16 protein-coding genes are annotated in these 23388 nt (G+C 72.3%); 10 read left to right on the top strand and 6 right to left on the bottom strand.

The window, feature by feature from the left end; translation table 11 throughout:
* Nucleotides 1-167: 167 nt before the first annotated feature.
* Genes ACGFIB_RS10945 through ACGFIB_RS10925 form a run of 5 tightly spaced genes read left to right on the top strand, consistent with a single transcriptional unit; the run spans nucleotide 168 to nucleotide 5836 of the window.
* The gene (locus tag ACGFIB_RS10945; protein WP_357242320.1) at nucleotides 168-2003 is read left to right on the top strand and encodes an SCO2524 family protein; all 1836 of its coding nucleotides are present in this window, start codon (nucleotides 168-170) and stop codon (nucleotides 2001-2003) included.
* The gene (locus ACGFIB_RS10940) at nucleotides 2003-2917 is read left to right on the top strand and encodes an SCO2523 family variant P-loop protein (RefSeq protein WP_142571802.1); all 915 of its coding nucleotides are present in this window, start codon (nucleotides 2003-2005) and stop codon (nucleotides 2915-2917) included. Before ACGFIB_RS10945 ends, ACGFIB_RS10940 begins: the two co-directional genes overlap by 1 nt.
* Entirely contained in the window at nucleotides 2914-3885 is a 972-nt protein-coding gene (locus ACGFIB_RS10935; protein ID WP_208762250.1) for an SCO2522 family protein, read from the top strand. Before ACGFIB_RS10940 ends, ACGFIB_RS10935 begins: the two co-directional genes overlap by 4 nt.
* 26 nt (nucleotides 3886-3911) lie before the next feature.
* Nucleotides 3912-4853 (top strand): SCO2521 family protein, encoded by a 942-nt coding sequence (locus ACGFIB_RS10930; RefSeq protein WP_393370579.1) that lies wholly within the window; start codon nucleotides 3912-3914, stop codon nucleotides 4851-4853.
* A 2-nt stretch (nucleotides 4854-4855) separates the two neighbouring features.
* Complete coding sequence (locus tag ACGFIB_RS10925) at nucleotides 4856-5836, top strand: phosphatidylserine/phosphatidylglycerophosphate/cardiolipin synthase family protein (protein WP_142571804.1); 981 nt, start codon at nucleotides 4856-4858, stop codon at nucleotides 5834-5836.
* On the opposite strand, the gene ACGFIB_RS10920 is transcribed toward ACGFIB_RS10925, so the two are convergent.
* A complete protein-coding gene (locus ACGFIB_RS10920) occupies nucleotides 5799-7100 on the bottom strand; it encodes an NAD(P)/FAD-dependent oxidoreductase (protein WP_393370575.1) in 1302 nt (433 codons plus the stop codon). The two genes, ACGFIB_RS10925 and ACGFIB_RS10920, sit on opposite strands and share 38 nt — an antisense overlap.
* A 468-nt stretch (nucleotides 7101-7568) precedes the next feature.
* Between ACGFIB_RS10920 and ACGFIB_RS10915 the strand changes: the two genes are divergently transcribed.
* Nucleotides 7569-8360 (top strand): SDR family NAD(P)-dependent oxidoreductase, encoded by a 792-nt coding sequence (locus ACGFIB_RS10915; protein WP_357242308.1) that lies wholly within the window; start codon nucleotides 7569-7571, stop codon nucleotides 8358-8360.
* Between the two features lie 13 nt (nucleotides 8361-8373).
* On the opposite strand, the gene ACGFIB_RS10910 is transcribed toward ACGFIB_RS10915, so the two are convergent.
* The 3 genes from ACGFIB_RS10910 to ACGFIB_RS10900 all read right to left on the bottom strand — a co-directional run bounded on the left by ACGFIB_RS10910 (nucleotide 8374) and on the right by ACGFIB_RS10900 (nucleotide 14676).
* Nucleotides 8374-9939: a glycoside hydrolase family 43 protein gene (locus ACGFIB_RS10910; protein ID WP_393370572.1), complete on the bottom strand. Its 1566-nt coding sequence runs from the start codon at nucleotides 9937-9939 to the stop codon at nucleotides 8374-8376.
* 212 nt (nucleotides 9940-10151) lie between these two features.
* Nucleotides 10152-13277, bottom strand: coding sequence for an endo-1,4-beta-xylanase (locus ACGFIB_RS10905; protein ID WP_393370568.1), 3126 nt, complete (start codon nucleotides 13275-13277; stop codon nucleotides 10152-10154).
* 22 nt (nucleotides 13278-13299) lie between these two features.
* Nucleotides 13300-14676 (bottom strand): glycoside hydrolase family 5 protein, encoded by a 1377-nt coding sequence (locus tag ACGFIB_RS10900; RefSeq protein ID WP_393370565.1) that lies wholly within the window; start codon nucleotides 14674-14676, stop codon nucleotides 13300-13302.
* Nucleotides 14677-14922: 246 nt separating this feature from the next.
* Here ACGFIB_RS10900 and ACGFIB_RS10895 point away from each other — a divergent pair, with 246 nt between their 5' ends.
* Complete coding sequence (locus ACGFIB_RS10895) at nucleotides 14923-15933, top strand: LacI family DNA-binding transcriptional regulator (protein WP_142571810.1); 1011 nt, start codon at nucleotides 14923-14925, stop codon at nucleotides 15931-15933.
* Nucleotides 15934-16164: 231 nt separating this feature from the next.
* Nucleotides 16165-18201 (top strand): alpha/beta fold hydrolase, encoded by a 2037-nt coding sequence (locus tag ACGFIB_RS10890; protein WP_393370561.1) that lies wholly within the window; start codon nucleotides 16165-16167, stop codon nucleotides 18199-18201.
* 63 nt (nucleotides 18202-18264) lie between these two features.
* Here ACGFIB_RS10890 and ACGFIB_RS10885 read toward each other — a convergent pair whose 3' ends face one another.
* Nucleotides 18265-19497: an MFS transporter gene (locus ACGFIB_RS10885; RefSeq protein WP_357242295.1), complete on the bottom strand. Its 1233-nt coding sequence runs from the start codon at nucleotides 19495-19497 to the stop codon at nucleotides 18265-18267.
* 487 nt (nucleotides 19498-19984) lie between these two features.
* On the opposite strand from ACGFIB_RS10885, the gene ACGFIB_RS10880 reads away from it, so the two are divergent.
* Complete coding sequence (locus ACGFIB_RS10880) at nucleotides 19985-20719, top strand: copper resistance CopC family protein (RefSeq protein ID WP_393370558.1); 735 nt, start codon at nucleotides 19985-19987, stop codon at nucleotides 20717-20719.
* Entirely contained in the window at nucleotides 20716-21762 is a 1047-nt protein-coding gene (locus tag ACGFIB_RS10875; protein WP_229689809.1) for a copper resistance D family protein, read from the top strand. Before ACGFIB_RS10880 ends, ACGFIB_RS10875 begins: the two co-directional genes overlap by 4 nt.
* A gap of 118 nt (nucleotides 21763-21880) precedes the next feature.
* Here the strand turns inward: ACGFIB_RS10875 and ACGFIB_RS10870 are convergent, their stop codons facing one another.
* Nucleotides 21881-23263 carry a hypothetical protein gene (locus ACGFIB_RS10870; RefSeq protein WP_393370556.1) on the bottom strand — a complete coding sequence of 461 codons (1383 nt, stop codon included), beginning with the start codon at nucleotides 23261-23263 and terminating at the stop codon, nucleotides 21881-21883.
* Between the last annotated feature and the right edge of the window lie 125 nt (nucleotides 23264-23388).

The following is a 23388-nucleotide window of genomic DNA, read 5'->3' as shown; positions in this document are numbered from 1 at the left end:
ATAAGGGTTGTGGTGGTTCCGTCTCCACCTGAATCGGAAAAGGAAACCCCTGGGGAGGGTCTGGGGACCCCGGCCTCGGTCCCGCCCGGCCACACGAGCGCGTCTTTCTCCTTGACGGCAGCACGGAGAGAGCGCACAGGACGGCGCAGTCGCAGAGAGGGCCGCGAATGAAACTCCAGCCGCGACAGCAGCTTCTGGAGCTGTGGGAGGCAGCCGCGCGCGCCTCCTACCGCGACGGCGTCTGGACCTGGGGCGGCCGGGACGGGTCGAACTCCATCTCCGACGCGGAGCAGCTGCTGTGCTTCATGTACCCGGCCTCGGAACTGCCGGGCTTCCGCCTGGACACGCCGGACGAGACGGCCGACGACGTGCTGGCCGCGCTCACGGTCCTGGGCGACTCGGTGGAGATCCCCAAGCTGCTGCTGCGCGTGATGGGCCAGTATCTGCGCACCTACACCGCCGAGGACGGACGGCCCCTGTTCTCCGGCGGCAGCTACTTCCGGCCGCTGGACGACGAGGCGAAGGTCACCCCCGAGCAGCTCCAGCTCGACGTGGTCGACTCCTTCTCGATGTCGGTCACGCTCGCGCTCGGCACACTCGGCTTCCTGAAGGTCTTCCGCCAGAGCGTGCGGCGCGAGTCGATCCGCCGCGAGATCCGCGAGCTGGAGGACCTGGCCAGCAAACGGCTGTCGGCCGCGATGGCGGGCCTGCTGCGCAGCTTCACGGTCAACGCGTTCGACCCCGGGTCCACGGCGGGCCGCGCGCTGCTGCGCACCGTGAACCAGACCGGCGCGCCCACCCGCCGCGTGCTCGACGACCTGCGGCGCGAGCTGCGGCCCGTACGGGCCGGCCTGCGCGACCTGACCATCGGCTCGGGCAGCCAGCTGGACCTGGACAACGAGAACCTGCTGTTCGAGTGCGGCTGGACGTGGGGCATCGTGAAGGACGCCCCCGACATCGTCACGCCTCTCGACATCGGCCCCCAGCCCAAGGGCGTGGCCGCCGACACGCCGTTCCTCTACTTCACCGTCAACGCCCTGGTCGGCATCGCCGACCTGTTCTCCGCCCGCACCCGCGTCCTGAGTCTGCTCAACGACGACCAGATCACCCTCGCCCAGGCCATCCAGCGCCGCTGGGACCTCACCCAGTCCTACTGGCGCACCATCGCGACGTACGGACGGGGCACCTGGCCGCTGGAGGACATCCCCTGGCGGACGGTCGACGAGAAGGAGTCGGACTACTACAGTCTCGGCGTCACCGCCATGGTCGTGCAGAACCTGGTCAACAACCGGGCGGCCGACGTCGACCTCGGCCGGGTCGCCGCCGTGCTGGAGGAACTGGCCGTCCGCGCCAGGATCATCCGCAGGGCGGTGCCGGGCGACCCGCCCGTGCTCATGCACTCCCCCGGTGTCCCGATCAACCTGCACGGCAGCGACTCGCTCGGCCCCCACCTCGTCTGGGTCGTCTCCGACTTCGCCATCACGCTGCTGAAACGGACCATCTGGGCCGCCTCCATCGCGCAGAACACGCGGATGCGCGAGCGGCTGCTCGCACTCGCCGACCAGATCTGGCGGCACATTATGCAGCGCCGCCAGACGGACGGCCTGGCGGCCGGGCTGTGGGATCAGCCGGGCAACGTCTTCACCGACATCGAGGTGCGCGACGAGGACCCGTCCTGGTACTTCAGCGAGCGGGTCGTCGAGTTCCTCGTCTCCGCCGCGGCGTCCAGCGGGGAGCCGCCGCTGCGCAGCCCCCAGCTCGTCGAGCTCGCCCTCCAGATGCTCGGGGAGGCCGAGCACCTGCTGGACCAGGAGCTGGTCGCCCGGCCGTTGGTGGGCGGGCAGACGATCCAGCCCAAGCTGCGCTCGATCCAGGCGTCGCTGCAGCGGGCCAGGTCGATCGTCAGCGATCGGCCGGCCACCGCCCAGGCGCTGATCAACGACGCCCTGCTCGGCCTCGAACGGCTGTCCGCCGCCCGCGACAGCGCGTCGGAGGCGATCTGATGCTCATCTTCGCGATCTCCGACAAGGGCGGGACCGGGCGCTCGGTCACCGGCACCAACATCGCCTACCGCCACGCGCTGCAGGGCAACGACGTCTGCTACCTGGACTTCGACTTCGGCTCGCCGACCGCGGGGGCCATCTTCAGCGTCAGCGCGGTGGCCCGCGGCACCCGGGAGAACGGTCTGCACCACTACCTGCGGGGCGAGTGCCCGCTACCGCGGCGGGTGGACGTGTGGACCGAGTCCGACCGCGAGGGGCTGCGCGCCCGTCCACCCGGTGCGGGGCGGCTCGTGCTGCTGCCCGGCAGCGAGGGCGGCGGCGAGCTGTCGGCCCTCACCGACGAGGTCGTCGGCCGCTGCGTCCAGTTGCTCGGGCGGCTGGACGAGGAGTTCGACCTGTGCGTGGTCGACGTCAGCGCCGGCCGGTCGTTCACCGCCGAGCTGGTCCTGGCGGCGACCGTGCGGATGCCCGCGATCCCGTTCCGCTGGCTGGTCTTCCACCGCTGGACGCGTCAGCACATCATCGCCGCCGACGGGCTCGTCACCGGCGCCGACGGGCTGCTCGACGTCGGCACCAGGTTCGGCCACGACCCCGAGGACCTGCGCGACCGCATCCGCTTCGTGCGCACGGCCGTGCTCGAACCGGACGCGGCGGAGCTCGTCGGGCTGCGAGACGAGCAGCGGGCCTGGCTGAGCGCGTGCGACAGCGAGCTGCGCGAGCTGGCGGGCCGCCACGGCGTCGGCCGTACGGCCATGCTCGGCAAGATCCCGCTGGACCCGGTCCTCCAGTGGCGCGAGCAGCTCATCACCGACGAGGACGTGCTGGCCAGCAAGATCGCCAACGCGGAGACCGCCGCCGCGTTCGAGGATCTCGCCAAGAAGATCGTCGACGACAGCGCGTGGGAGGGCTTGTGACGCCGGTGCACGCGACGTTCGGCGAGGTGGCGGCCGAGCGCAGGATCGCCTCCGTTCCCCTCTCCCATGTGTCCGTCGAGCTCGGGCACCTCTACATGGAGGACTACGAGGCGGGCCCCGACCGGCTGCGCGAGCAGTTCGCCAGGGTCGCGCCGTGGCTCGCCACGGTCCGCGCCCTGTGGCGGGAGCGGGTGCCCGGGGGCCGGGCCCGGGTGAGCACCTGCTTCCTCGTGGACGACTACTTCAGCCGTTTCAGCACCCCCGCCGAGCTGCTGCCGATGGTCCTCGACGCGGCGGCCGAGCACGACCTGACCATCGACTACCTGGCCCGGGAGTCGGCCTGTGCCCACTTCGAGGACGCGCGGTCGGGCGGCGTCGAGCTCGCCCGGCTGGTGGAGGACCGGCTCGTGGACGACCCGCCGCCGGAGACCGACGGGTCCCGCCCGCCAGTGAAGGAGACGGGCTGGCTGTGCAACGGCTCCCGGTCGCCCCGCACCACGCCGATGCAGGCGATGGGCAAGGCCCGGCCGTGGGAGCCGCCCGCGCAGAACGCCAAGCGCGCCCACTCGATCTTCGTGGACGTCGAGCTGTGGGACGAGAGGGGGCCCCGGCGCACCTGGTCGTGCCCCTTCCTCGCGGCCGTCTGGCAGCTCCTGCGGCTGGGGCTGCTGCGCAGCGACGGCCACGTGCCGCTCCCGCCGGTCGCCCTCGACGGCGGCTGGCCCCGCGACTGGGACGGGCTGCCCGCGGTCGTCCGGCTCAACCCCCAGGCCGCGCCGTTCAGCGCGTACACCACGCTGTCCGTCCTGTCCCCCCGGTTCCTGCCCGTCGAGCTGGCCGTACGGACGATCCTGAGCCAGGTCGCGGTGGACGACGAGGTCCTGCGGCAGGTCGCCACCCGGAGCGAGAGCGAGGGAGTCCGGCTCGAAGAGGAGCTCGTCGACCGCATCTCCTACGTCTTCATCTGAGGGGTTTCGATTATGGGGGCGGCCCGATGCTGGTGATGGGGGAAGTCCACACCGGGCTGCTGCAGAACTCCGGGGAGATCTCCGAGTCGACGTGCCGTCAGGTGCTCGCGCTCATGGCCGGGGAGACCGTGCGCGTCTCCCGCCGTCCCATCGTCCACGCGCTGTCGCCGGAGCGACTGACCGGGGTGGACTGCGCGCTGCCCACCGCGTCCCGTTCCCGGGTCAGGGGCGTCGGCACGGTCATGTCCCGCTGCGCGGTGACCGGGGGCCGGGTGGCCCAGGGATCGTCGTACGTCCGGGTGGTGCGCTCGGAGGCCGACCGCAGGCTGCCCTGGTCGCACTACCTGGCCCGGCCGGGGGTCGTGGAGGTCCTGGGGAAGGCGAAGGCGGCCGACCTCGCCGAGGGGTTCACCGGCGACTCCGCGCCCGGTGGCACCGGCGGCGCCTGCCTCGATTTGGGGGCCGTCAGCGGGCGCTTCCTCGACCTCGTCCAGGCGTCCCCGCTGCTGGACCGGCGGGCCCCCTTCAAGATTCCGCGTACGAGCCTGCGGTGGGTGGCCGAGACCGGGGAGCCGTCGATCCGGTTCACCCTGCACGCCGAGCAGGAGCGGACGCTGCGCCTGACGCATCCCGGCCCGTTCACCCCCGCCGTGGTCGATCTGTGCGAGGACCTGGCGACACACGACTGGCTGCTCACGTCGCTGCTGGTCATCGTCGAGCGGGCGCGAATCGGCGGGACGCAGGGAGCCCAGGCCGTGGCCCGCCTGGCCCCCGCCATCGACCACCTCATGCACTTGTGGATGCCGGCAGCCCGGGTCGAGGAGTGGCTGACGCCGTTCTGGGAGAGCCTGGAGCGGCGGCCGGGGTTCTCCCGGCAGTGGCGTTCCCTGGTCGACCGGGTCCGCGACCAGGTCGCGATGAACACCCTGGCCCTGCTCAACGCGACCGCCGAAGCCGGACGGAGGTGACCGTGACCGGAGCAGCACCCGAGCCCTCCCCGTCGCTCGTCCCGAGGATCGTGCGCAAGGTCCTCGTGACGATGCTCGTGGGCGGCGTGAGCTACCTCGTGAGCAACGCGCTCATCCACGGACCGAACCAGGATCTGTGGAGCCTGCTGCTCGCGACGTTCATCAGCGGCGTCGTCTTCGTCGTGCAGTTCCTCGCGGACGTGGACGACCAGCTGGAGACCGTGCTGCAGGAGCAGCGCAGACAGCACACCAAGACCCACGATCTGGTGGCCGACAGCTTCTTCAAGATCAACGAGGCGAGCAAGCTGTTCGGCGTCGTGGAGATGTCCGCGCTGGAGACCAGGGGCGTGGCCGAGCTGGTGCAGAACGCCGCCAAGATCCGCGACGACATGCCCGGCCTCGTCAAGAGCCTGGTGCACCACGAGGTCACCCGGATGGCGAAGTTCCTCGGCGAGCTGTCCGACGGCAGGTACGCGTTGTACGAGGGCGAGGACCGCGACTGGCTGCTCGCGCTCGCGCGCAACGCCCGGGTCAGTCTCGACGCGATCAGCCTGACCAGCGTGGACGCCCGCGACACCGAGTTCGAGGGCGGCTTCTGGCACACCGACCTCGGGCAGCGCTACGTCAAGCTCCAGCGCGACCTCGTCCAGCGCGGGGCACGGGTGCGCCGGGTGTTCGTGGTGGATCGTTCCGAGCGGCTCGACTCCGAGGCGTTCCGCAGGGTGTGGAAGTGGCAGACCACGGTCGGGATCGAGGTGCGCACGCTCCTCCTCGCCGACGCGCCGCCCCTGCTGCGCGGCTCGCTGTCCGACTTCATCCTGTTCGACGGGGTCGTCTACTACGAGTCCAACCCCGCTCCGCAGGTCGGCGACGGCATCGCGCCGGTGATCCACAGCACGATCCTCGTACAGGATCAGGAGCAGGTGCGGGAGCGGACCGAACGGTTCACGGAGCTGTGGGAGGCGGCGACACCGGCGGCGTAGACGAGACCGGCGGCGCGGCCGGGGCGGACGGAGCCAGCGCGGACGGAGCCAGCGCGGACGGAGCCAGCGCGGACGGAGCCGGCGCGGGCGGGAAAGGCGCGGGCGGGAAGGGGCGGTCGGGCCGGCAGACGGCGAGCAGCTCGCGCTCCCGGGCGCCGGCGGTCCCGCCGACCAGGGCGGCCACCAGCTCCGCCGTGACGGGGGCGAGCGTGACACCGAGGCCGCTGTGTCCGGTCGCCGCCACGACCCGGCCGTGGTCGTCCACGTGGCCGAGGATGGGCATGTGGTCGGCGCTGCCCGGCCGCAGTCCGGCCCAGCGGCGGCCGATGGGCCAGGTGGCCGCCCTGGGCATGAGGGCGGCGACGCCCTGCCTGATCTCCTCGATCGCCGCGGGGGTCACCGTCACGTCCCCCACGTTCTCCTCGTAGGTGACGCCGACGGCCACCCTGCCGTCGTGCCGGGGGACGAGATAGGGGAAATACTCCCGGCCGTCCTGTTTGATCTCCGCGAAGATGTGGTGACGCAGCGGGTAGGTGGCGGCCCCGGGCGGGCGGACGTCGAAGGCCACGCCCTTGATGGGGAACAGGTGGGCGCGGTGGCGGGGCAGGAAGACCCCGCTCAGGTGTCCGGCCGCGACGACCGCCTGCTCCGCCGACACCCGGCGGCCGTCGTGGAGGTCCACCTCGACACCGCGCGGCCCGGTCCGCAGGCCGGTGGCGCGCACCGCGCCCAGCACCCGGATCGGCGTGCGCCCCGACAGCACGGCCGTCGTCAGGGCGGCCATGAGCACCCGCGGGTCGAGCGCGAGCTCCTCCGGCAGCAGGAAACCGCCGACGACGCGCTCGCTCAGCAGCGGTTCGAGGTTCCTGGCGTCGGCCGCCGTCAGCCGCTCGACGGCGAACGGCGAGTTCTTCCACTGCGGCAGCACCTTGGACTCCAGGCGCTCCATCTCGGCCTCGTCCAGCGCGACCTGGATGTCGCCGCCGTCCAGCACCGGGACCTCGACGCCGGAGGCGGCGTGGATCTCCTCCAGCCACCGCGGGTAGACGTCGCGGCTGCGCTTGATGACGCTGCTGAGCGGGCCGAGGCAGGAGGGCTCGGTCTGCGTCAGGATGCCGCCCATCGCGCCGTCGGAGGCGCCGAGCCCGAGACGCTGCCCCGCGTCCACGAGCACCACGCTCGTGCCCCGCGCGGCGAGCCTGTGCGCGATCGCGCAGCCGATCACGCCACCACCGATGATCACGACGTCGCAGGTCTCAGGCACGCGGGCTCCAATTCGCCGTCCCCTCGCTTCGACAGTAGGCGAGGGAGGGCCGTTCAAGAAGGTCACACACGGGTGACCTCGCCGAACTGTACCGCGCGGGAATCTTGCCGGCGGGGAATTCCACCGAGTCGCGCCGACGGGCGCCGCGCACGCCGCGCCGCCGCCGCTTCGTGCCGATCCCGCTCGCCCCGCTGATCATCGGCGCTGGCGTGGATCATGCCGGCCCGCCGGCTCCGTGATCAGCGCATCCCGGACGGCGTCGTCCGCGAGGCCGGCCTCGACACCGCCGAGACGGCCGCGCGGAGCCGCCGCTCGGCGGTCAGAAATGAGAGAGCTTTGCGCCGATCTGGGCATGATGAAACCGACCAGCCGCCGTTCGTGGCGGGCGATGGGCATCGGGAACGAGCCGCAGGCTCAAGCGAAGGTTCAAGCGAAGGCTCAAGCGAAGCTTCAAGCGAGGGGAAGCGCGTGAGGAAGACCGCCGTCGTCACGGGCGGGGCGTCGGGAATCGGGCGGGCCGTCGCCGCCGAGCTCGCCCGGCGCGGCGCCCACGTCACGATCGCCGACGTCCGGGGGGCCGAGGACGCCGCCAAGGATCTCGGCTGCGCGGGCGTCGCGTGCGACGTCTCCGACGCGCAGGCCGTGCGGGAGCTGATCACCGGCGTGGCGGCCGAGCACGGGCGGCTCGACTTCCTGTTCAACAACGCCGGCATCGCGGTGGGCGGCCGTGCCGAGGAGTTCACGCTCGACCACTGGAACCGGGCGATCGACGTGAACCTGCGCGGGGTGGTCCACGGTGTGCACGCGGCGTACCCGCTCATGATCGAGCAGGGCTACGGGCACATCGTCAACACCGCGTCGCTGGCCGGGCTGACCCCCGCGCCCATGATGCTGCCCTACACGGCGACCAAGCACGCCGTCGTCGGGCTGTCGCTCGCGCTGCGGGCCGAGGCGGCCGCCCACGGCGTGAGGGTCAGCGTGGTCTGCCCCGGGTTCATCGACACCCCGCTGCTGGACAACGCCAACCCCGGGCTGCCGCAGACCGAGATCGGCCTGCACGCCCGCACGACGGCCGTGCGGGCGCAGGGGCGCCTGTATCCCGTGGAGTCGCTCGCCCGCGACGTGCTGCGCGGCGTGGCCGGAAACCAGGCGCTCATCGTCGCGCCCGCGTCCGCCCGCGCCACCTGGCGGGCCGTACGGCTCTCGCCCGCCCTGGCGGTGCGGGCGGCCGGCTCCGTCCTCCGCCGCATCACGCGCTGAGCCGCCCACCGCATCAGGGGCCGAGCGGCAGGTACTCGAACCAGTCGAACGCGGCGACGTTGGAGCTCGGGCGGCCGTTGGAGCTGGCGTACATGCCGACGTAGGCGCCGGTGAAGCCGCCGGCCACGGCGCTGCTGAGGATCCTGCCGTCCACCGGGTCGCCGAGGTCGGTCCACTCCCCCGCCGCCACGGCGTACCTGGCCTGGTAGGCCTGCCCCCGCGCCTCCACGCCGAGATACAGCCGCCGCTGGCCGGGCACCCGTACGGAGGCGAGCAGGTCGTCGCCGCCCGCCTTCCTGCGGACGAGTTCGAGGCCACGCGCGGTGCGCACGAGCAGCACGTGGTGGTCGTCGTTGTGCACCAGCGCGAGACCGGCGCACTCCCCGGCCACGGGCGTGAAGTCGAGCGCGGCGTGGACGGCGAAGTCCATGTGCTGCTGCCTGCGGGCGATCAGGCTCGGGTTGACCCGCTGGGCCAGCGTCTCCGGCCGCAGCCGCAGCCGCAGGCGGCTGTCGCCCAGGCTCCAGTAGGGCGTGCGCGGGGTGCGCAGGTGGTTCCAGACGGGCGAGAGCCGGTCGGCGTCGAAGTGGTCGCAGGCGGGGACGGCGGGCCAGCGGTGCTCGGGCAGCGCCGGTCCCGCGGCCACCGGCGCGACCTGCGCGGCGACCGGCCAGCCGTCCTCCCAGGAGACCCGGGTGAGGAACGTCTCCCTGCCCAGGTTGTCGCCCCTCACGTTGCCGGCGCCCAGGTCGCCGGAGGTGCCGTACGGGCGGGTGGCCAGCAGCACCATCCACCACTCGCCGTCCCCGGTCTCCACCAGGTCGGCGTGGCCGGTGCAGGCGATGGGGTGGCCGAGGCCGAGATGCCTGTGGGTGAGGATCGGGTTGCGCGGGTTCGGCTCGTACGGCCCGGTCACGTGGTCGGCCCTGGCCACCACGACCGCGTGGTCGTAGGACGTGCCGCCCTCCGACGCCAGCAGGTAGTACCTGCCGCCGATCTTGTACAGGTGGGGGCCCTCGGCCCACACGGCGCCCCGCTGGGCGGCCTCCCAGACGACCCGCTCCTCCCCCCGCGGCTGCAGCGTGGCCGAATCGAGCTCCACGAGGTAGACCTCGGTCTCGCCGGAGTAGCGGGCCGCCTCCTTCTCCCTGGTGCCGGTGAACCAGACGCGGCCGTCGTCGAACAGCAGCGAGGGGTCCATGCCCCGGGTGCCGGGAAGCCATCGGGGCTCGCTCCAGGGGCCGGCGGGGTCGGTGGCGGTGACGATGAAGTTGCCCCGCCCGTCCACCAGGGTGGTGACGACGTAGAAGACGCCGTCGTGGTGGCGGATGGTGGCCGCGTAGACGCCGCCCGAGGGCCGCATGCCGTCCAGGTCGAGCTGGGACGGGCGGTCGAGCACGTGCCCGAGCTGCCGCCAGTTGACCAGATCGCGGCTGTGGAAGATCGGCACTCCTGGAAACCACTCGAAGCTGGAGGTCACGAGGTAGTAGTCCTCGCCCACCCGGCACACCGAGGGGTCGGGGTGGAACCCGGGGATGACGGGGTTCCGGTACTCCCACCCGTCGACTTCGTCGATCATTCGTCCCTTCCTCGAACGTGACGGGCCCGGTCCCCCGTGTGGGGAACCGGGCCGGCCGTCCGGCACCGGCACGGTGCGCCGGAGCCTTTCAGCGCGGGGCCTCCCTGCGCCAGGCCCCGTCCGGCGGGCTCCGGTGTCCGATCCGGTGCCGGAGCTCAGTGTGTCGAGCCCACTGGTGTTGGGCCCACTGTGTTGAGCCCACTGTGTTGAACTCAGTGCCGCAGTTGCAGCACCCCCCAGTGGCTGGTGTCCCGGTATCCCTGCCCTGTGGCGTCGCTCCAGGTCGCCGCGCTGGTCCTGGCGGCGCCCGTGGCGTCGTTGACCTGGACGTCGAAGCCGAGCAGCGCACCGTCCCGCAGCGTGATCGTGGGCAGCTTCACGGCGGCCTCGATCACGTAGCCGCCGGGGACGGCCTTGGCAGCGGCCGTCAGGTTGCCCGCGATGGAGGCGGGGTCGAGCGGGCCTCCGACCGACGTCTTCCCGGAGAAGCTGATCCGATACTGGCCGTCGTCGTCGCCGTAGCCCCTGGTCTTGCCGTTGCCGGGGTCCACGAAGAACTCGACGGAGTCCTGCTCCCACGGGTTGGCCGACTGCTCGCTGAGTGTGGGGTCGGCGACCTGCGCGAGCAGGTACAGCGTGTCGCCGCTCCACAGCGCCCGGGCCCGCGCGGTCGCCCCCGACGTGCCCTGGATCCAGGTGGCGGTGCGGATCTCCGGCGCCGGCGCCCAGGCCGGGTCGACGGCGCCGTCGACCACCGGCCGGCGGTTGGGGGCGGTGGTCAGCTTCACCGCGGGCGTCGACGTGACCTTCCCGGTCCAGGAGGTCCGCGTGCCGCCGGAGGCGTCCGCGACCGCCACGGCGACGTCGGTGCCGGGTACCGCGGCGGGCCCCGTCGGGAACCGCGCCTCCACCCGGTAGCCGCCGGTCGTCTTCTGCACGGCCGTGTCGGGGCCGTGCGGGTGGCCGTCCTCGCGCCGGACGGTGTACGTCTTGCCGCCCACGGTGAACGTGACCGTGTCGCTCCGGTCGTCGTCCGGGTCGCGCACCTCGGCCAGGACGTACAGCCATTTGGCGGACGAGCGGGCCTGGAGCCCGGCGGACACGTCACCCACGCGGGCGATCGGGGTGTCGGGCAGCAGGTCCCATTCGAGGTCGCGCTTACCGTCCACCTTGGGGGTCGCGGCGGGGGCCTCAAGCCTGCGCACCAGCGGCGGCAGCTTCGCCGGGTCCACGACGCCCCAGTAGGCCGGCTTGGCCTGGAGCTCGTCGTCGAAGAGCAGCGGAGCGTTCAGCCGGGTGATCGGGAAGGTCGACAGCCAGGTGGCGTCGTCGGCCAGGCCCCACACGGTGACCGAGCTGATCTGCGCCCTGTGCCTGCGGAAGACGTCGAACAGCTCCTTGTAGCGGTAGCCCTGCTCGGCGAGCACCTCGGCCGGGACCTCGTCGTAGGTGGAGACGAAGTCGGGGTAGACGCTCACGTCCAGCTCGGTGATCTGCTGGTCCACGTGGAGCGTCGCGAACTTCTCGATGGTGGCCTCGACCTCGGCGGCGGGCGGCTGCTCGATGTTGAGGTGGAGCTGGTGGCCGACGCCGTCGATCGGCACTCCCTCGGCCTTCAGCCTCTTCACCAGGGCGTACAGCGCCTCCCGCTTGCGTGGGAACTCGGTGTTGTAGTCGTTGATGAACAGCTTGGCGGCCGGGTCGGTCTCGTGCGCGACGCGGAAGGCCGTGCGGATGAAGTCGAGGCCGGTGATCTGGAACCACTTCGACCGGCGCAGGCCGTCGGGCTGGTTCTCGTCCACCACCTCGTTGACCACGTCCCAGACCGCGATCTTGCCCTTGTAGCGGCCGACCAGCGTCTTCACGTGGTTCTCCAGCCGCTTCAGCAGCAGCGCCCTGTCCTCCGGCGAGGAGGTGAGGTCGCGGTCGCCGTCCTTGAACACCCAGTCGGGCGTCTGGCTGTGCCAGGCGAGCGTGTGCCCGCGGAAGGTCAGCCCGTGCTGGACGGCGTAGTCCACCAGGTAGTCGCCCTCGGCGAAGGTGAACTCGCCCTCGCGCGGCTCGGTGGCGTCCCACTTCAGCTCGTTGCCGGGGGTGACCCCGCTGAAGTGCTTGAGCAGCAGGTCGCCGTGCTCGCCGAGCGTCTGGGCGCGGCCGATGGCCGCCCCAAGTGTGAACGGCGCCTCGTCCCTGAGCGAGGGGATGTCCGTCTGGATCGGCTTGGGCTCGACGTACGTCAGCGTGAAGTCGTCCAGGTAGAAGGGGAACGTGCCGGTGTCGGACTCCACGTAGACGCTGAGGAAGTCCACGTCGTAGGCGAGCGTGTAGGTGCCGGTGAGCTGCACCCACTGCCCCTCGGGGACGGTCTTCGGCGCGGCCACCCGCTCGTAGCTGGGGGTGTCGCCCGTCCGGCGCTCGATCGACAGGCCGAGGGCGCCCGAGGCCGTGTCCGGGCCGAGGCGCACCCAGGCCGACAGGGTGTACTTCGACCCCTTGGCCATCTTGCCGAGCACGCTGATCGCCGGGCCGTCCCAGGAGTCCGAGCGGCCGGTCACCGCGAGGCTGCGGGCGCCGCCGTGCGCGGCGTCGGTCGTGGCCGTCAGGGACGCCGAGGCGCGCGGCGACCAGCCCTGGGCGGTGCCGGTCTCGAAGTCGGTGCTCAGGCCCGAGCGCGCGGGGTCGGTGTCCGAGGTGATGACGATGTCGTCGATGTAGTACGTCGCCGTGGCCTCGGAGCTCTCGGCGTAGAGCTGCAGGCCGGTGGAGTCGGCGCCGAAGGAGTAGGTGCCCGACAGCTCGGCCCAGCCGCCGTCGGTCACGGTGGCGGCGGCCACCCGTTCGTAGGTGGTGTCGCCGCCGTCGGGCGTGCGCTGCATCGTCAGCGCGATCGTGCTCGACGGCTCCCCGCTCACCATCCGGGCGTACGCCGTGACCTGGTAGGTGACGCCCTTCTGGAAGGGCGGGCTGATGGACGCCCCGTGCCAGGTGGCGGTGCGGCCGGAGGTGAGCAGGGAGCTCGACCCCGAATGCGCGGCGTCGGAGGTCGCGCCGACCTCGACCCCGTCGCCTCTTGGCCCCCAGCCCTGGGCGGTGCCGTCCTCGAAGTCGTACGTCGCGATCCGCACGGCCGCGGCGTCGGCGGGAGTGGCACTCGCCAGGACCGCCGGCAGTCCCATGAGCACGCACAGCACGGCCGCGACGCCGGGCCGCGCGGTGAACGAACGCCGCGCCGTAGATGAACGCCGCGCGGTAAATGAACGCAGAAGGGCCGCGACAACGGGCCGTACTGCGTTCACACGCAGGGCTGCCGAGGCCGCCCGGTAAAGGAGGCTGCGCATCGGGGGGTCTCCTCGTGCCGCGCTAGCGCGCGGTCAGGTTGTCGGCGAGAAGCCGGATCAGAGGCTCGCGCCGGGTGCAGGTGGACAGGGCGAAGGAGTCGGCGAGCGCGAGCAGCTCGTCGTCGTCCAGCCCCCGGAACAGCTCGGCGTACTCCGGCAGCAGCGCCTGGGCGATCAGGATGTGCCGGATGAGGTCGTCGGTCTGGTAGCGGGCGCCCCAGGGGTACGGGTCCCAGGAGGCGAACTCCGTGTCGATCAGCCGGTGCAGCGGCGCGAGCTCACTCGCGGTCTCCTCCATCGTCGAGCCCCACCGGTCGGCGCCGAGCCGCTTCTTCTTCGCGATGAACGGCCCGAACCGCTCCATGAAGGAGCCGCCCGCGCAGACCAGGCCCTGCAGGCCGACGTCCTTGTAGGTCCAGATGGACCAGCCGGCGTCGCACCCGTCGAAGATTTCCAGTTGGTCGCGCAGGATCTGGTAGCGCTGCTCGTCCACCGAGGGGTCGCCGGTGTAGACGGGCCCGAACTCGCCGACCCAGATCGGCGTACCGGTCTCCCGCTGGAAGGCGGTGCGGCGGGCGAAGGCGCGCTCCAGCTCGTCGCGGTCGCACCACTCGCCCCTGGTGAAGCCCGGGTAGGGGCCGCCGTGGGCGAACCCGGCCAGCGCGTAGTCGTGGCAGACGAACACCGTGTTCTCGTAGACCTCGTGGAAGACCGAGAAGTCGGTGGAGTAGGTGTTGCCGTCGAGGAACAGCACGTGGGCGGGGTCCACCGCGCGCAGCGCCTTGACCAGACGGTCGTAGAAGGGCCCGACCACCCGGCCGCTGGGGTCGGCCGGCTCGTTGATGGGGTTGTAGCCCGCCACCCACGGGTTGTCCTTGTAGTGGTCGGCCAGCGCCTCCCACAGGTGAACCGCGCGGTCCTGGAAGTGCCGGTGCTCCCAGAAGGAGGCGACGTGGGTGCGATTGTCGGAGTGCCAGTGCTGGTTCTGCGCCCCCGGGAGCGCGTGCAGGTCGATGACGCTGTAGACGCCGCGCTCGCCCAGCATCCCGATCACGCGATCGAGATGGCGGAAGCCGCGTTCGCCGATCTCCATCGGCCGATCGTCCGCCTCGAAGTGGCGGTAGTTCACCGGGATCCGCACGCAGTTGACGCCGACGTCCCGCAGGAGGTCGGCGTCGGCCTCGGTAAAGAACGAGGTCAAGAAGCGGTCGAAGAACATCTCGTAGCGTTCCTCGCCCAGCACCTCCCGCACCGCGGCACGCATCGAGGACTCGTCGGCGGGGTAACCGGTGATGAAGTTCTCCATGTTGAGCCAGCCGCCCAGACCGACCCCCCGCAGCCTCACCGGCTCGCCCGCCTCGTCGACCAGCCGAGATCCTGACACGCGCAGCAGCGTCATCGATTCTCCTCACTCCTCGAAACCGGCGGCGTGACCGGAGAGCGACGACCCCGCCTTCTCCTCCGCTACCCACTGTTGACAGTCGTACTGAAAGTTTCGGCTAGCATCCGAATGTTTCGTGGTCCGGAGAATAAGTAAAGCTAAGGTTGAGCGTCAAGGGCGCTCCAGGCTTGATCACGGCGGTCACGCGTCTCATCAGGGGGAACCGGTTCGGGTCTCCCGAAAGTTTCGGCTACGATCTGCATCATGCCAGTGAAGAGGCGGGTGACCATCGCCCAGATAGCGGAGGAGGCCGGAGTCTCCGTTCCGACCGTGTCCAAGGTGATCAACGGCCGTCCCGAGGTCGCGCCGGAGACCCGTCAGCGGGTGGAGCGCCTCCTGCAGAAGCACGGATACCAGCGCAGGACGGGGCAGGGCGACGGCCCGGTCGGTTTACTGGACCTGGTGTTCGCCGAGATCGAGAGCCCGTGGGCCATGGAATTGGTGCGCGGGGCCGAGCAGGCGGCGCACGAGGCCGCCGCCAGCGTGGTGATCTCCGTACTGCACACGCACGCGGGTCCCGGCCGTGACTGGCTGGAGCGCATCGCGGCGCGGCGCACGGACGGTGTGATCATCGTCAGCTCCCGGCTCTCGGTGCGCCAGCAGGGCCAGCTCAGCGCCCGATCGATCCCGTTCGTCGTCGTCGACCCCGAGGGCGAGCCGCCGCCCGGCGTGGCGTCGGTCGGCGCGACCAACTGGCACGGCGGCCTCGCGGCCACGCGCCACCTTCTCGACCTCGGTCACTCCCGGATCGGCATGATCGGCGGTCCGCCGGACATGCTGTGCAGCCGGGCCAGGATCGACGGTTACCGCGCAGCCCTGGAGACCGCCGGGGTGTCCATCGACCCCGAGCTCATCCGCTACGGCGACTTCCTGGTCAACTCGGGCCACGACGCCGGCCACGCGCTGCTCTCGCTGGACAAGCCCCCGACCGCCATCTTCGCCGGCAGCGACATGCAGGCGTTCGGCGTGTTCGAGGCGGCCCGGCAGCGGGGCCTGCGGGTGCCCGAGGACCTCAGCGTGGTCGGCTTCGACGACCTGCCGCTGTCCAGGTCCGCGTGGCCGCCGCTGACCACCGTGCGCCAGCCCCTGGAGGAGATGGCCGCGCTGGCCGCGCGGATGGTGCTGGCCATGGGCCGGGGCGAGAACACCGAGGCGCGCCGCGTCGAGCTGTCCACCGACCTGGTGGTCCGGGAGAGCACCGCACGGCCTCGGTGAAACCGGAACCGCCTCATGATCGTCCAAAATGGGAGCGCGTGGACGAATGGGGGCGGGATGACCGACGAACACGCTAAGGTTTCTGCGGATATCGCCGGGTTCGCGGGACGGGGCTGACGGTTGCGGAGTTCGCGTGGAGCGGCCGTCACGGCATTCGCCGCGGCGCTCATGCTTCTGGGAGGTTCCGGGACGGCGGCCCTCGCGGCGCCGGCCCGCCATGGGGCCGAAACGGTGCGGGCCGAAACGGTGCGGGCCGGCTGGGCCGGCACTGTCTGGTCCGGCACCGTGCTTGGTGAGACGGCGCGGGGCGGAACGGCGCAGGCCGGGACGGCGCGGGGGGCGGAGCACGAGATGGCCGCCCCGGCGTCGGCGGTTCCCGGCAGGCGGGCGGCCGGGGTGGCGGAAGGGCCACCTGTCGAGGAGCATCCCTGCCCGGTCGCCGTGCCGTCCGGCACGACCTGTGGTTACCTCCTGGCTCCCGAGCGGCGTGACGTCCCCAACAGCAGGACCATCAAGGTCGGCTACGCCGTGCACCGGGCGCCGCAAGCCTCAGCACAGGCGGCCGACCCGGTCGTCTACATGAGCGGCGGGCCGGGGTCGGCCTCGCTCCAGCTCACCGGGTTCCTCTCCCAGATGTTCCCCGGCCGCGACGTGGTCGTCCTCGAACAGCGCGGCGGGCGCTACTCCGAGCCCAGACTGAGCTGCCCCGAGATCGTCCGGGGGGTCGTGGACACCTTGCGCACGCCCGGGCCCGCGTCGGCCGAGACCGCCCCGCTCGTCCGGCAGGCGCTGGCCTGCCAGTCGCGCCTTGAGGGCGAGCACGTCGACCTGCGCGGCTACCGGACCGCCGAGATCGCGTCCGACATCGTGGACCTGCGGGCCGCGCTCGGCTACCAGCGGTGGTATTTGTTCGGCGTCAGCTACTCCACCCGCCCGATGCTGCTGGCGGCGGCGCGCGACCCGCTGGGCACCCGCGGGGTCGTGCTCGACTCGCTGCTTCCCGCGGGCGCCCGCTGGTACGACGAGTCGTCCGCCGCGCTCACGGCGACGATGACCAAGCTGGGGATCGCCGCGCGGTTCGACGCCATGGTGAAGGCGCTCAACGCGCACCCCGCGGCGTACGAGACCAGGGACCCGCTCACCCGCCAGCGACTGACGGTGCAGCTCAACGGGGACGACGCGGCGACGATCCTCGGCGAGGCGCTGCACGAGACCGACGTGATCCCGATCGTGCCGGCCCTCGTGGACGGGCTGGCCTCCGGGCGCACCGAACTGCTGCAACCCCTGGTTGACGCCGCCGGCGACGGGCTGACCTCACACGAGTGGGGTCTGTACTACGCCGTCCAGTGCCAGGACCAGACGCCGTACAACTCCTTCCCCGACTCGCGGAGCCCCAGGCTGTTCACGGGCGTCGTCGACGCGGCGGTCTGCGACGCCTGGGATCTGCCCGCCGCGCGGCCCGAGCCCGACCTGCTGGCCCCGGGCGCGTCGGTCACCACGGCCTCGTCGGACGGCACGTCGATCGAGGGGGCGTCGTCGAAGGAGGCGACGTCCGATGGTGCGACGTCCGACGGGGCGACGTCCGACGGGGCGACGTCCGACGGGGCGACGTCGGAAGAGGAGTCGTCTGAGGGGGCGACGCCGCCGATCCTGGTCCTCGGCGGCCAGTACGACCCCACCACCCCGCCGGAGGACGCGCGGCAGGCGGTGTCGGCCGTGCCGGGCGCCAAATTCGCCGAGTTCGCCGGGGTCGGGCACGCCGTCTTCCTGTCGAGCGCCTGCAGCCGCCAGACGATCGCCGCGTTCCTCGACGACCCGGCCGCGACGGCCCGCGCGTGCGACCCCGGCGCCGCGCCGTACCCCATCGTGCGTCCGGGCGGCCTGCTGCTCACCTCGTCGGCCTACCGGCTGTCCCAGTCGCCGATCCCGCTGGCCGTCCCCGCGGCCTTCCTGCTCGTCTCGGCCGTCCAGCTCGTCGCGGGGCTGATCTCCCTGCTGCGCAGGCGCGGCGGGCTAAGCGCGATCGCGGGCCTGGCGGGCGTCGCGCTGTGCGCGCTGTCGGCCCTCAGCCTGTCGGCGATCCAGGACTGGACCACGCTCGCGATCGGGGTGCCGCACGCCCTGGCCTGGTATGGCCTGCTGGCCCTGGTCTCCACCGGGCTGTCGATCGTCGAGGCGTTCCGGCTGAACGCCGCCGCCGCCCGGATCGTCCCCGTCCTGACCGGCCTCGCGTTCCTCGCCTGGCTGTACGGCTGGCTGCTTACTTGATCAAGCCGGCCTTGACCGCCGGGTGAAAGATCGCCGCGTCGGCCGCACGACGCACCGGCGGGCTCATCCGTCCGCGCTCAGGCCCCGGGAGCGGCGGGCGACGTTCCTGCTCACCAGCAGCAGCCCGCCGACCGAGACCAGCATGCCGGCGGCGATGACCGGCACGACGGCACCGAATCCGGAGGCCCCGGCGACGAGGCCGAACAGCGGGGGGCCGAGGAGCGCGCCCACGCTGCCCATCTGGGCCACCATCCCGGTGCCCACGTCGGCGTGGTCGAGTCGCTCCAGTGCGAAGGGAAGGGTGGCGAAGGCGAAGGCGCCCAGAACCCCGTTCTCCAGGGAGACGATCCCCGCGCCGGTCACCGCGGCGGCCAGCGGACCGCCGGCGCCGTAGACGAGCCAGGCGGCCGGCACGACCACCAGCCCTGACACGGCGAGCACGGCGAGCGGCACAGCCCGCCGGAGCAGGACGCCCACCGACAACCCGCCGAGAACACCGGCGAACGAGATCACGGAGGTCAGGGCCCCCGCGGCGCCGGCGGAGCTCGCGTGCTCGTCGATCAGGAGCGTGGGCAGCAGCACGACCACCGGCATCGTCACCAGCACCATCAGGCAGAAACACACGGTGAGCAGCGCGGGCCACGCAAGCGCCCGCACACCGGGCACGGGCCCGGCGACCGCGCCGGAGGCGGACGTCCGCGGCAGCCGCACCCGGACGGCCACCGTCATCAGCAGCGTCAGCCCCGCGATCGTCAGCACCCAGCCGCGCCAGCCGAGGGCCTCGCCGGCGGCGCCGCCCACGAGGGTGCTCACGCCGATGCCCACCGGGACGAACGTCGCCCACGCCGACAGGGCGACCCCCCGATCCCGTTCCTCGGCGAGGTGGAGGATCAGCGCCGGACAGGCGATGGTGACCACGAGATAGCCGACGCCCTCGGCGACGCGGGCGGCCAGCAACCAGGCGAAGCTCCCCGCTGCCGCGCTCAGCGCGCTCGCCGCCACCAGCAGCGCCAGGCCGGCGACGAGCGACCTGCCCGCACCGGACCGGCGGACCAGATAGCCGGCGGGCAGCCCGGCGACCGCGCCCACCCCGACCACCGCCGAGATCGCCCAGCCCAGTTGCGACAGCGACAGCCCGAGCTCGTCGGCCATGGACGGCCCGACCGCGGCGAACTTGCCGTAGCTCATCGCCGCCACGACGCCGGCGAGGTAGATGACGATGATCGTCGGCCACGGCGAGCGCCGTGCGTGCGCCTCACTCCACTCGGATCCGCCTACGGTCGGCTGGGGGGTCAATGCGCCCTCCTTCGCGCGGTGGCGTCATGCCGGATTCGGCCCGCAGTCCACCCAATCAGCAGAATGCGTACGCCGCCCGGCAGATCACCGGAACCGATCACCACGGCACCGTCCGCAACCGTCGCCGGCCGGCCGCGCGGCATGCGCGGGGCGCGATCAATGGGACCATGGCTGGGTCGGCGCCGGCAAAAGGAAGGCAAGGCAGGTGGAGCAGGTCGCCCGGATGTGCAACGACGCCCCGACCACGCGGGGAGGCCGGCGAACAACCGGACGGACCGCCCCGTCCTCGGCGGCCGCGCGCACCGTCCCGCCGTATAACCGGCCACGGATGCCCGCCGTGCCACATGACCGTCAACGGATCACCGCCGTGGCACGTGACCGTTCACGGCTGCTCGCCGTGCCGCGTGGCCGTCTGCGGATGCTCGCCGTGCCGCGTGGCCGTTTACGGTTGTTTGCCGTGCCGCGTGGCCGTTTACGGTTGTTTGCCGTGCCACGTGGCCGTCTGCGGATGCTCGCCGTGCCGCTGCTGGCCCTTCTCTCGGTGATGCTGGTCGCGACGCCCGCGCGGGCCCACGACGTGCTCGTCGCCAGCGACCCCAAGGACGGCGCGGTCCTCAGCGCCATGCCCGCCTCCGTGACGCTCACCTTCGACCAGGCCGTACGCCGCGACTTCGCGCGGCTCGCCGTCACCGGGCCGGACGGCGCCCACTACGAGCAGGGCGAGATCACGGTGGACGGCGGGAAGGTCTCCATCGGCGTACGGACGGGCACCCCCGCGGGTGCGTACGCGATCGGCTACCGGATCGTGTCGAACGACGGCCACCCGGTCACCGGCGCGGTGAGATTCACCGTGACCGGCGGGGGCGCGGCGGCCGGGGCGATCGCCGCCCCGACGGCCACCCCCGCGCCCGGCGCGGCGAACCCCGGCACAGCGAACCCCGGCACAGCGAACCCCGGCACGGCGAACCCCGGCGCTTCGACGACCGGCGTGGGGACGGCCGGTCAGGGCGGCGGAAGCTGGGTCTGGGGGCTGCTGGCCATCACCGCCGCTCTGCTGGCGCTGTGCGCCCGCGTGCTCGTGCGACACGACCGGCGCCTGCGCGAGGGGCCGCCACCGGCTCCCCCGGAGGCGGACTCCCCCGCCGAAGGCACGGCGACCGAACGCTCCACCACCGCCGGGACCGGCGCAGGAACCTCCACCGCCTCGGGCGGCGCCGCGTGACCACGACCTCGGAACCACGCGTCTCGGCGGGCCGCTCCGGCTCGGGGTCCGAGCACGCCCGCGCCCGGATCCCGGTGGCGGGGCTGACCGCCGCCGCCCTGCTCGCGGTCGTGATCGCGACCTGGCTCACGCTGCCCGCGACGGTGCCCGGGCTTCCCATGCCGGGCACGATCGTGGAGTACGGACTGCCGGTCGTCCGGCTCGTGCTCGACCTGGCCGCCACCGCGACCATCGGTCTCAGCCTGCTCCCCAAGCTCCTCGGCTTCGACGACCCGGACCGGACCGAGCCGATCGCCGCCAGAGCCCGGCACTGGGCCGTGATGTTCTCACTGGTCTGGTGCGCGGCGGCGCTGGTGTCGGCCGTCCTCAGCGCCGCCGAGGTCACCCCGGGCGCGTTTCCGGACGTCGCGGCGTACGTCGACGGCATCGGCGCGGGGCAGGGCATGATCGTGAGCGCGTCGTGCGCCCTGGCCAGCGCCGCCGTGGGGATGCTGGCGGTCCGGTTCGGCGAGAAGGTGCCGGCCGAGCTGCGGGTGCTCGTCGCCGGGTTCGGACTGCTGCCGCTCCCGGTCACCGGCCACGCCTCGAACTGGTACTGGCACGACCTCAGCATGGTCTCGATGGAGCTGCACGTCATCGGGGCCTGCGCCTGGGTGGGCGGCCTGGTCGCGCTCGCCGTCCTGCTGCCGCGTCATCGCGACCTGCTCGCGCGCACGCTGCCCCGGTTCTCCCGGCTGGCGACGTACGCGCTGGTCGTCGTGGGGCTGTCCGGAATCTTCAACGGCCTGGTGGAGCTGCTGCTCGCGCCCGGCGAGAGCTTTCCCGCGTCGCTGTTCACGACCGGGTACGGCCGGCTCGTGGTCGCCAAGGCCGTGTTCACCGGAGTGATCGCGCTGCTGGGGGGCAACATCCGCTGGCGGCTGCTGCCGGCGGTCACGCGTCAGGCCCCGGCCGCGTTCGCCGCCTGGGCGGCCCTGGAACTCACCGTGATGGGCCTCGCGTACGGCGTCGCGGTCGCACTGACCAAGACCCCGGTCGCCTGACCAAGACCCCAGTCGCCTGACCCACGGCCCAGCCCGGCCCGGTCCGCCTCCGAGACGCCGAGAGCCGCCCCCGGCGGGGGGCGGCTCAGGACAGGCGTGTGCGCGCGGGTATGGGCCGTCAGGGCCTCGGCTTGGACACGGCGGCGGGCGCGGGGGTCACCTCGGACGCCGCCCCGGACCCCGTCTCGGACCCCGCCCCAGACGCCGCCTCGGACACGGCGGTGGGCGCGGACGCCGCCCCAGACGCCGCCCCAGACGCCGCCTCAGACCCAGCATCCGAGCCGGCGTCGCGCGACGTGCCGTGCTCGGCCGTGCCCTCCGTCTCCGCGGTCCGTGTCTCCATGGCGATCCTGTCCTCCGCGGCGGCGGCCGTCAGCCCCCTGCGGCCGGTGAACCACTCCACCGCGTACCACACGACGACCAGCGCGGCGAGCGCCACCGGCCAGGCCTGCGGCGCGTACGGCGGGGCTTCGAGCACCCGGTCCTGCGCCAGCAGCCCTCCGTACACCCCTGCGGTGGCGAGCACCGCGCCCATGAGCGGCCGCAGTTGCTTGATCGGCACCAGGAATGCCAGGTCGACGGCGAGTCCGGCGAGCAGGAGGAAGAACGGGACGGCCGACGGCGGGAAGCCGCCGCCGACGAGCAGCGGCCAGATCAGGCACCGGTAGGCCACATACGCCCCGGCGATCGCGGTGGCGGTGTAGCGGCGGCCGACCATGACGCGGGCGAAGATCAGGACCGCGACGCCCGCGACGCCCGCGACGCCCGCGTACAGGGCGTAGACGACGTCGGGGATCGGCAGCGAGAACTTGAGCACCATGGCGCGGTCGACGGCCTGGCCCATCTGGTTGGCCGCGAACTCGAGCAGCGTCGGCTCGGCGTACGGCTGCCCGCGATCCCAGGAGGCCAGCTCCAGCACGCCGTACTCCTGCTGCAGCTCGGGGAAGTGCACGTTCTCCAGGAGGAACGCGAACAGGCCGCCCAGCACCAGCGCGCGCCGGCCGCGGGTGATCTCGGCGTAACGGCCCGAGCCGAGGTACCAGCCGCGGGTCACGCCGACGAGCATCAGTGCGGTGCCGATGTACAGCAGCGCGTGAGAGGGGCTCCACGCGGTGATGTCGATCCCGTTGACCCGGTGGTTGATCAGGTCGAGCGGGATCGCGATGAGGAAGACCCCGGTGCCCCACACGATCAGGCGGGAGGACGTGCGGTCCACGCCGTAGCCGGTGTACCAGTGCACGATGGTCAGCGCCACGGCGATCACCGTGCCGACCGTGTTGAGCAGGTGCGGCGGGGCCAGGTCGTCGCGCAGCCACTTGAAGTGCCACGAGACGTCCCAGCTCGACCCGAGCACCTTGAGGACGAACGCCGCGAGCCAGCCCAGGTAGAGCACCCGGAAAAGGTCCTGCGGCGTCTGCCTGCCCGCCTCCCCCCGCGTCCAGTACGGAAGAGCCCACTCGATCAGGCGAGCGGGGATCTGCTTGAGCGGCGTTCCATTCACGCGCGAAATGATGCCGTTCCCTATGGTGGGGCGCAATCGGGGTTTACCCCGATGCATCATCACGATTCGTGCGTGGACCAGGTCGGCGCCCTCCGACGCGACGGTTATCCACAGGCGCGGCGGCT

The organism is Microbispora bryophytorum (assembly GCF_043197435.1).
Lineage (GTDB): Bacteria > Actinomycetota > Actinomycetes > Streptosporangiales > Streptosporangiaceae > Microbispora > Microbispora bryophytorum.
Note: the sequence above shows the minus strand (reverse complement) of the source record. Positions and strands in the feature narration are given on the sequence as shown.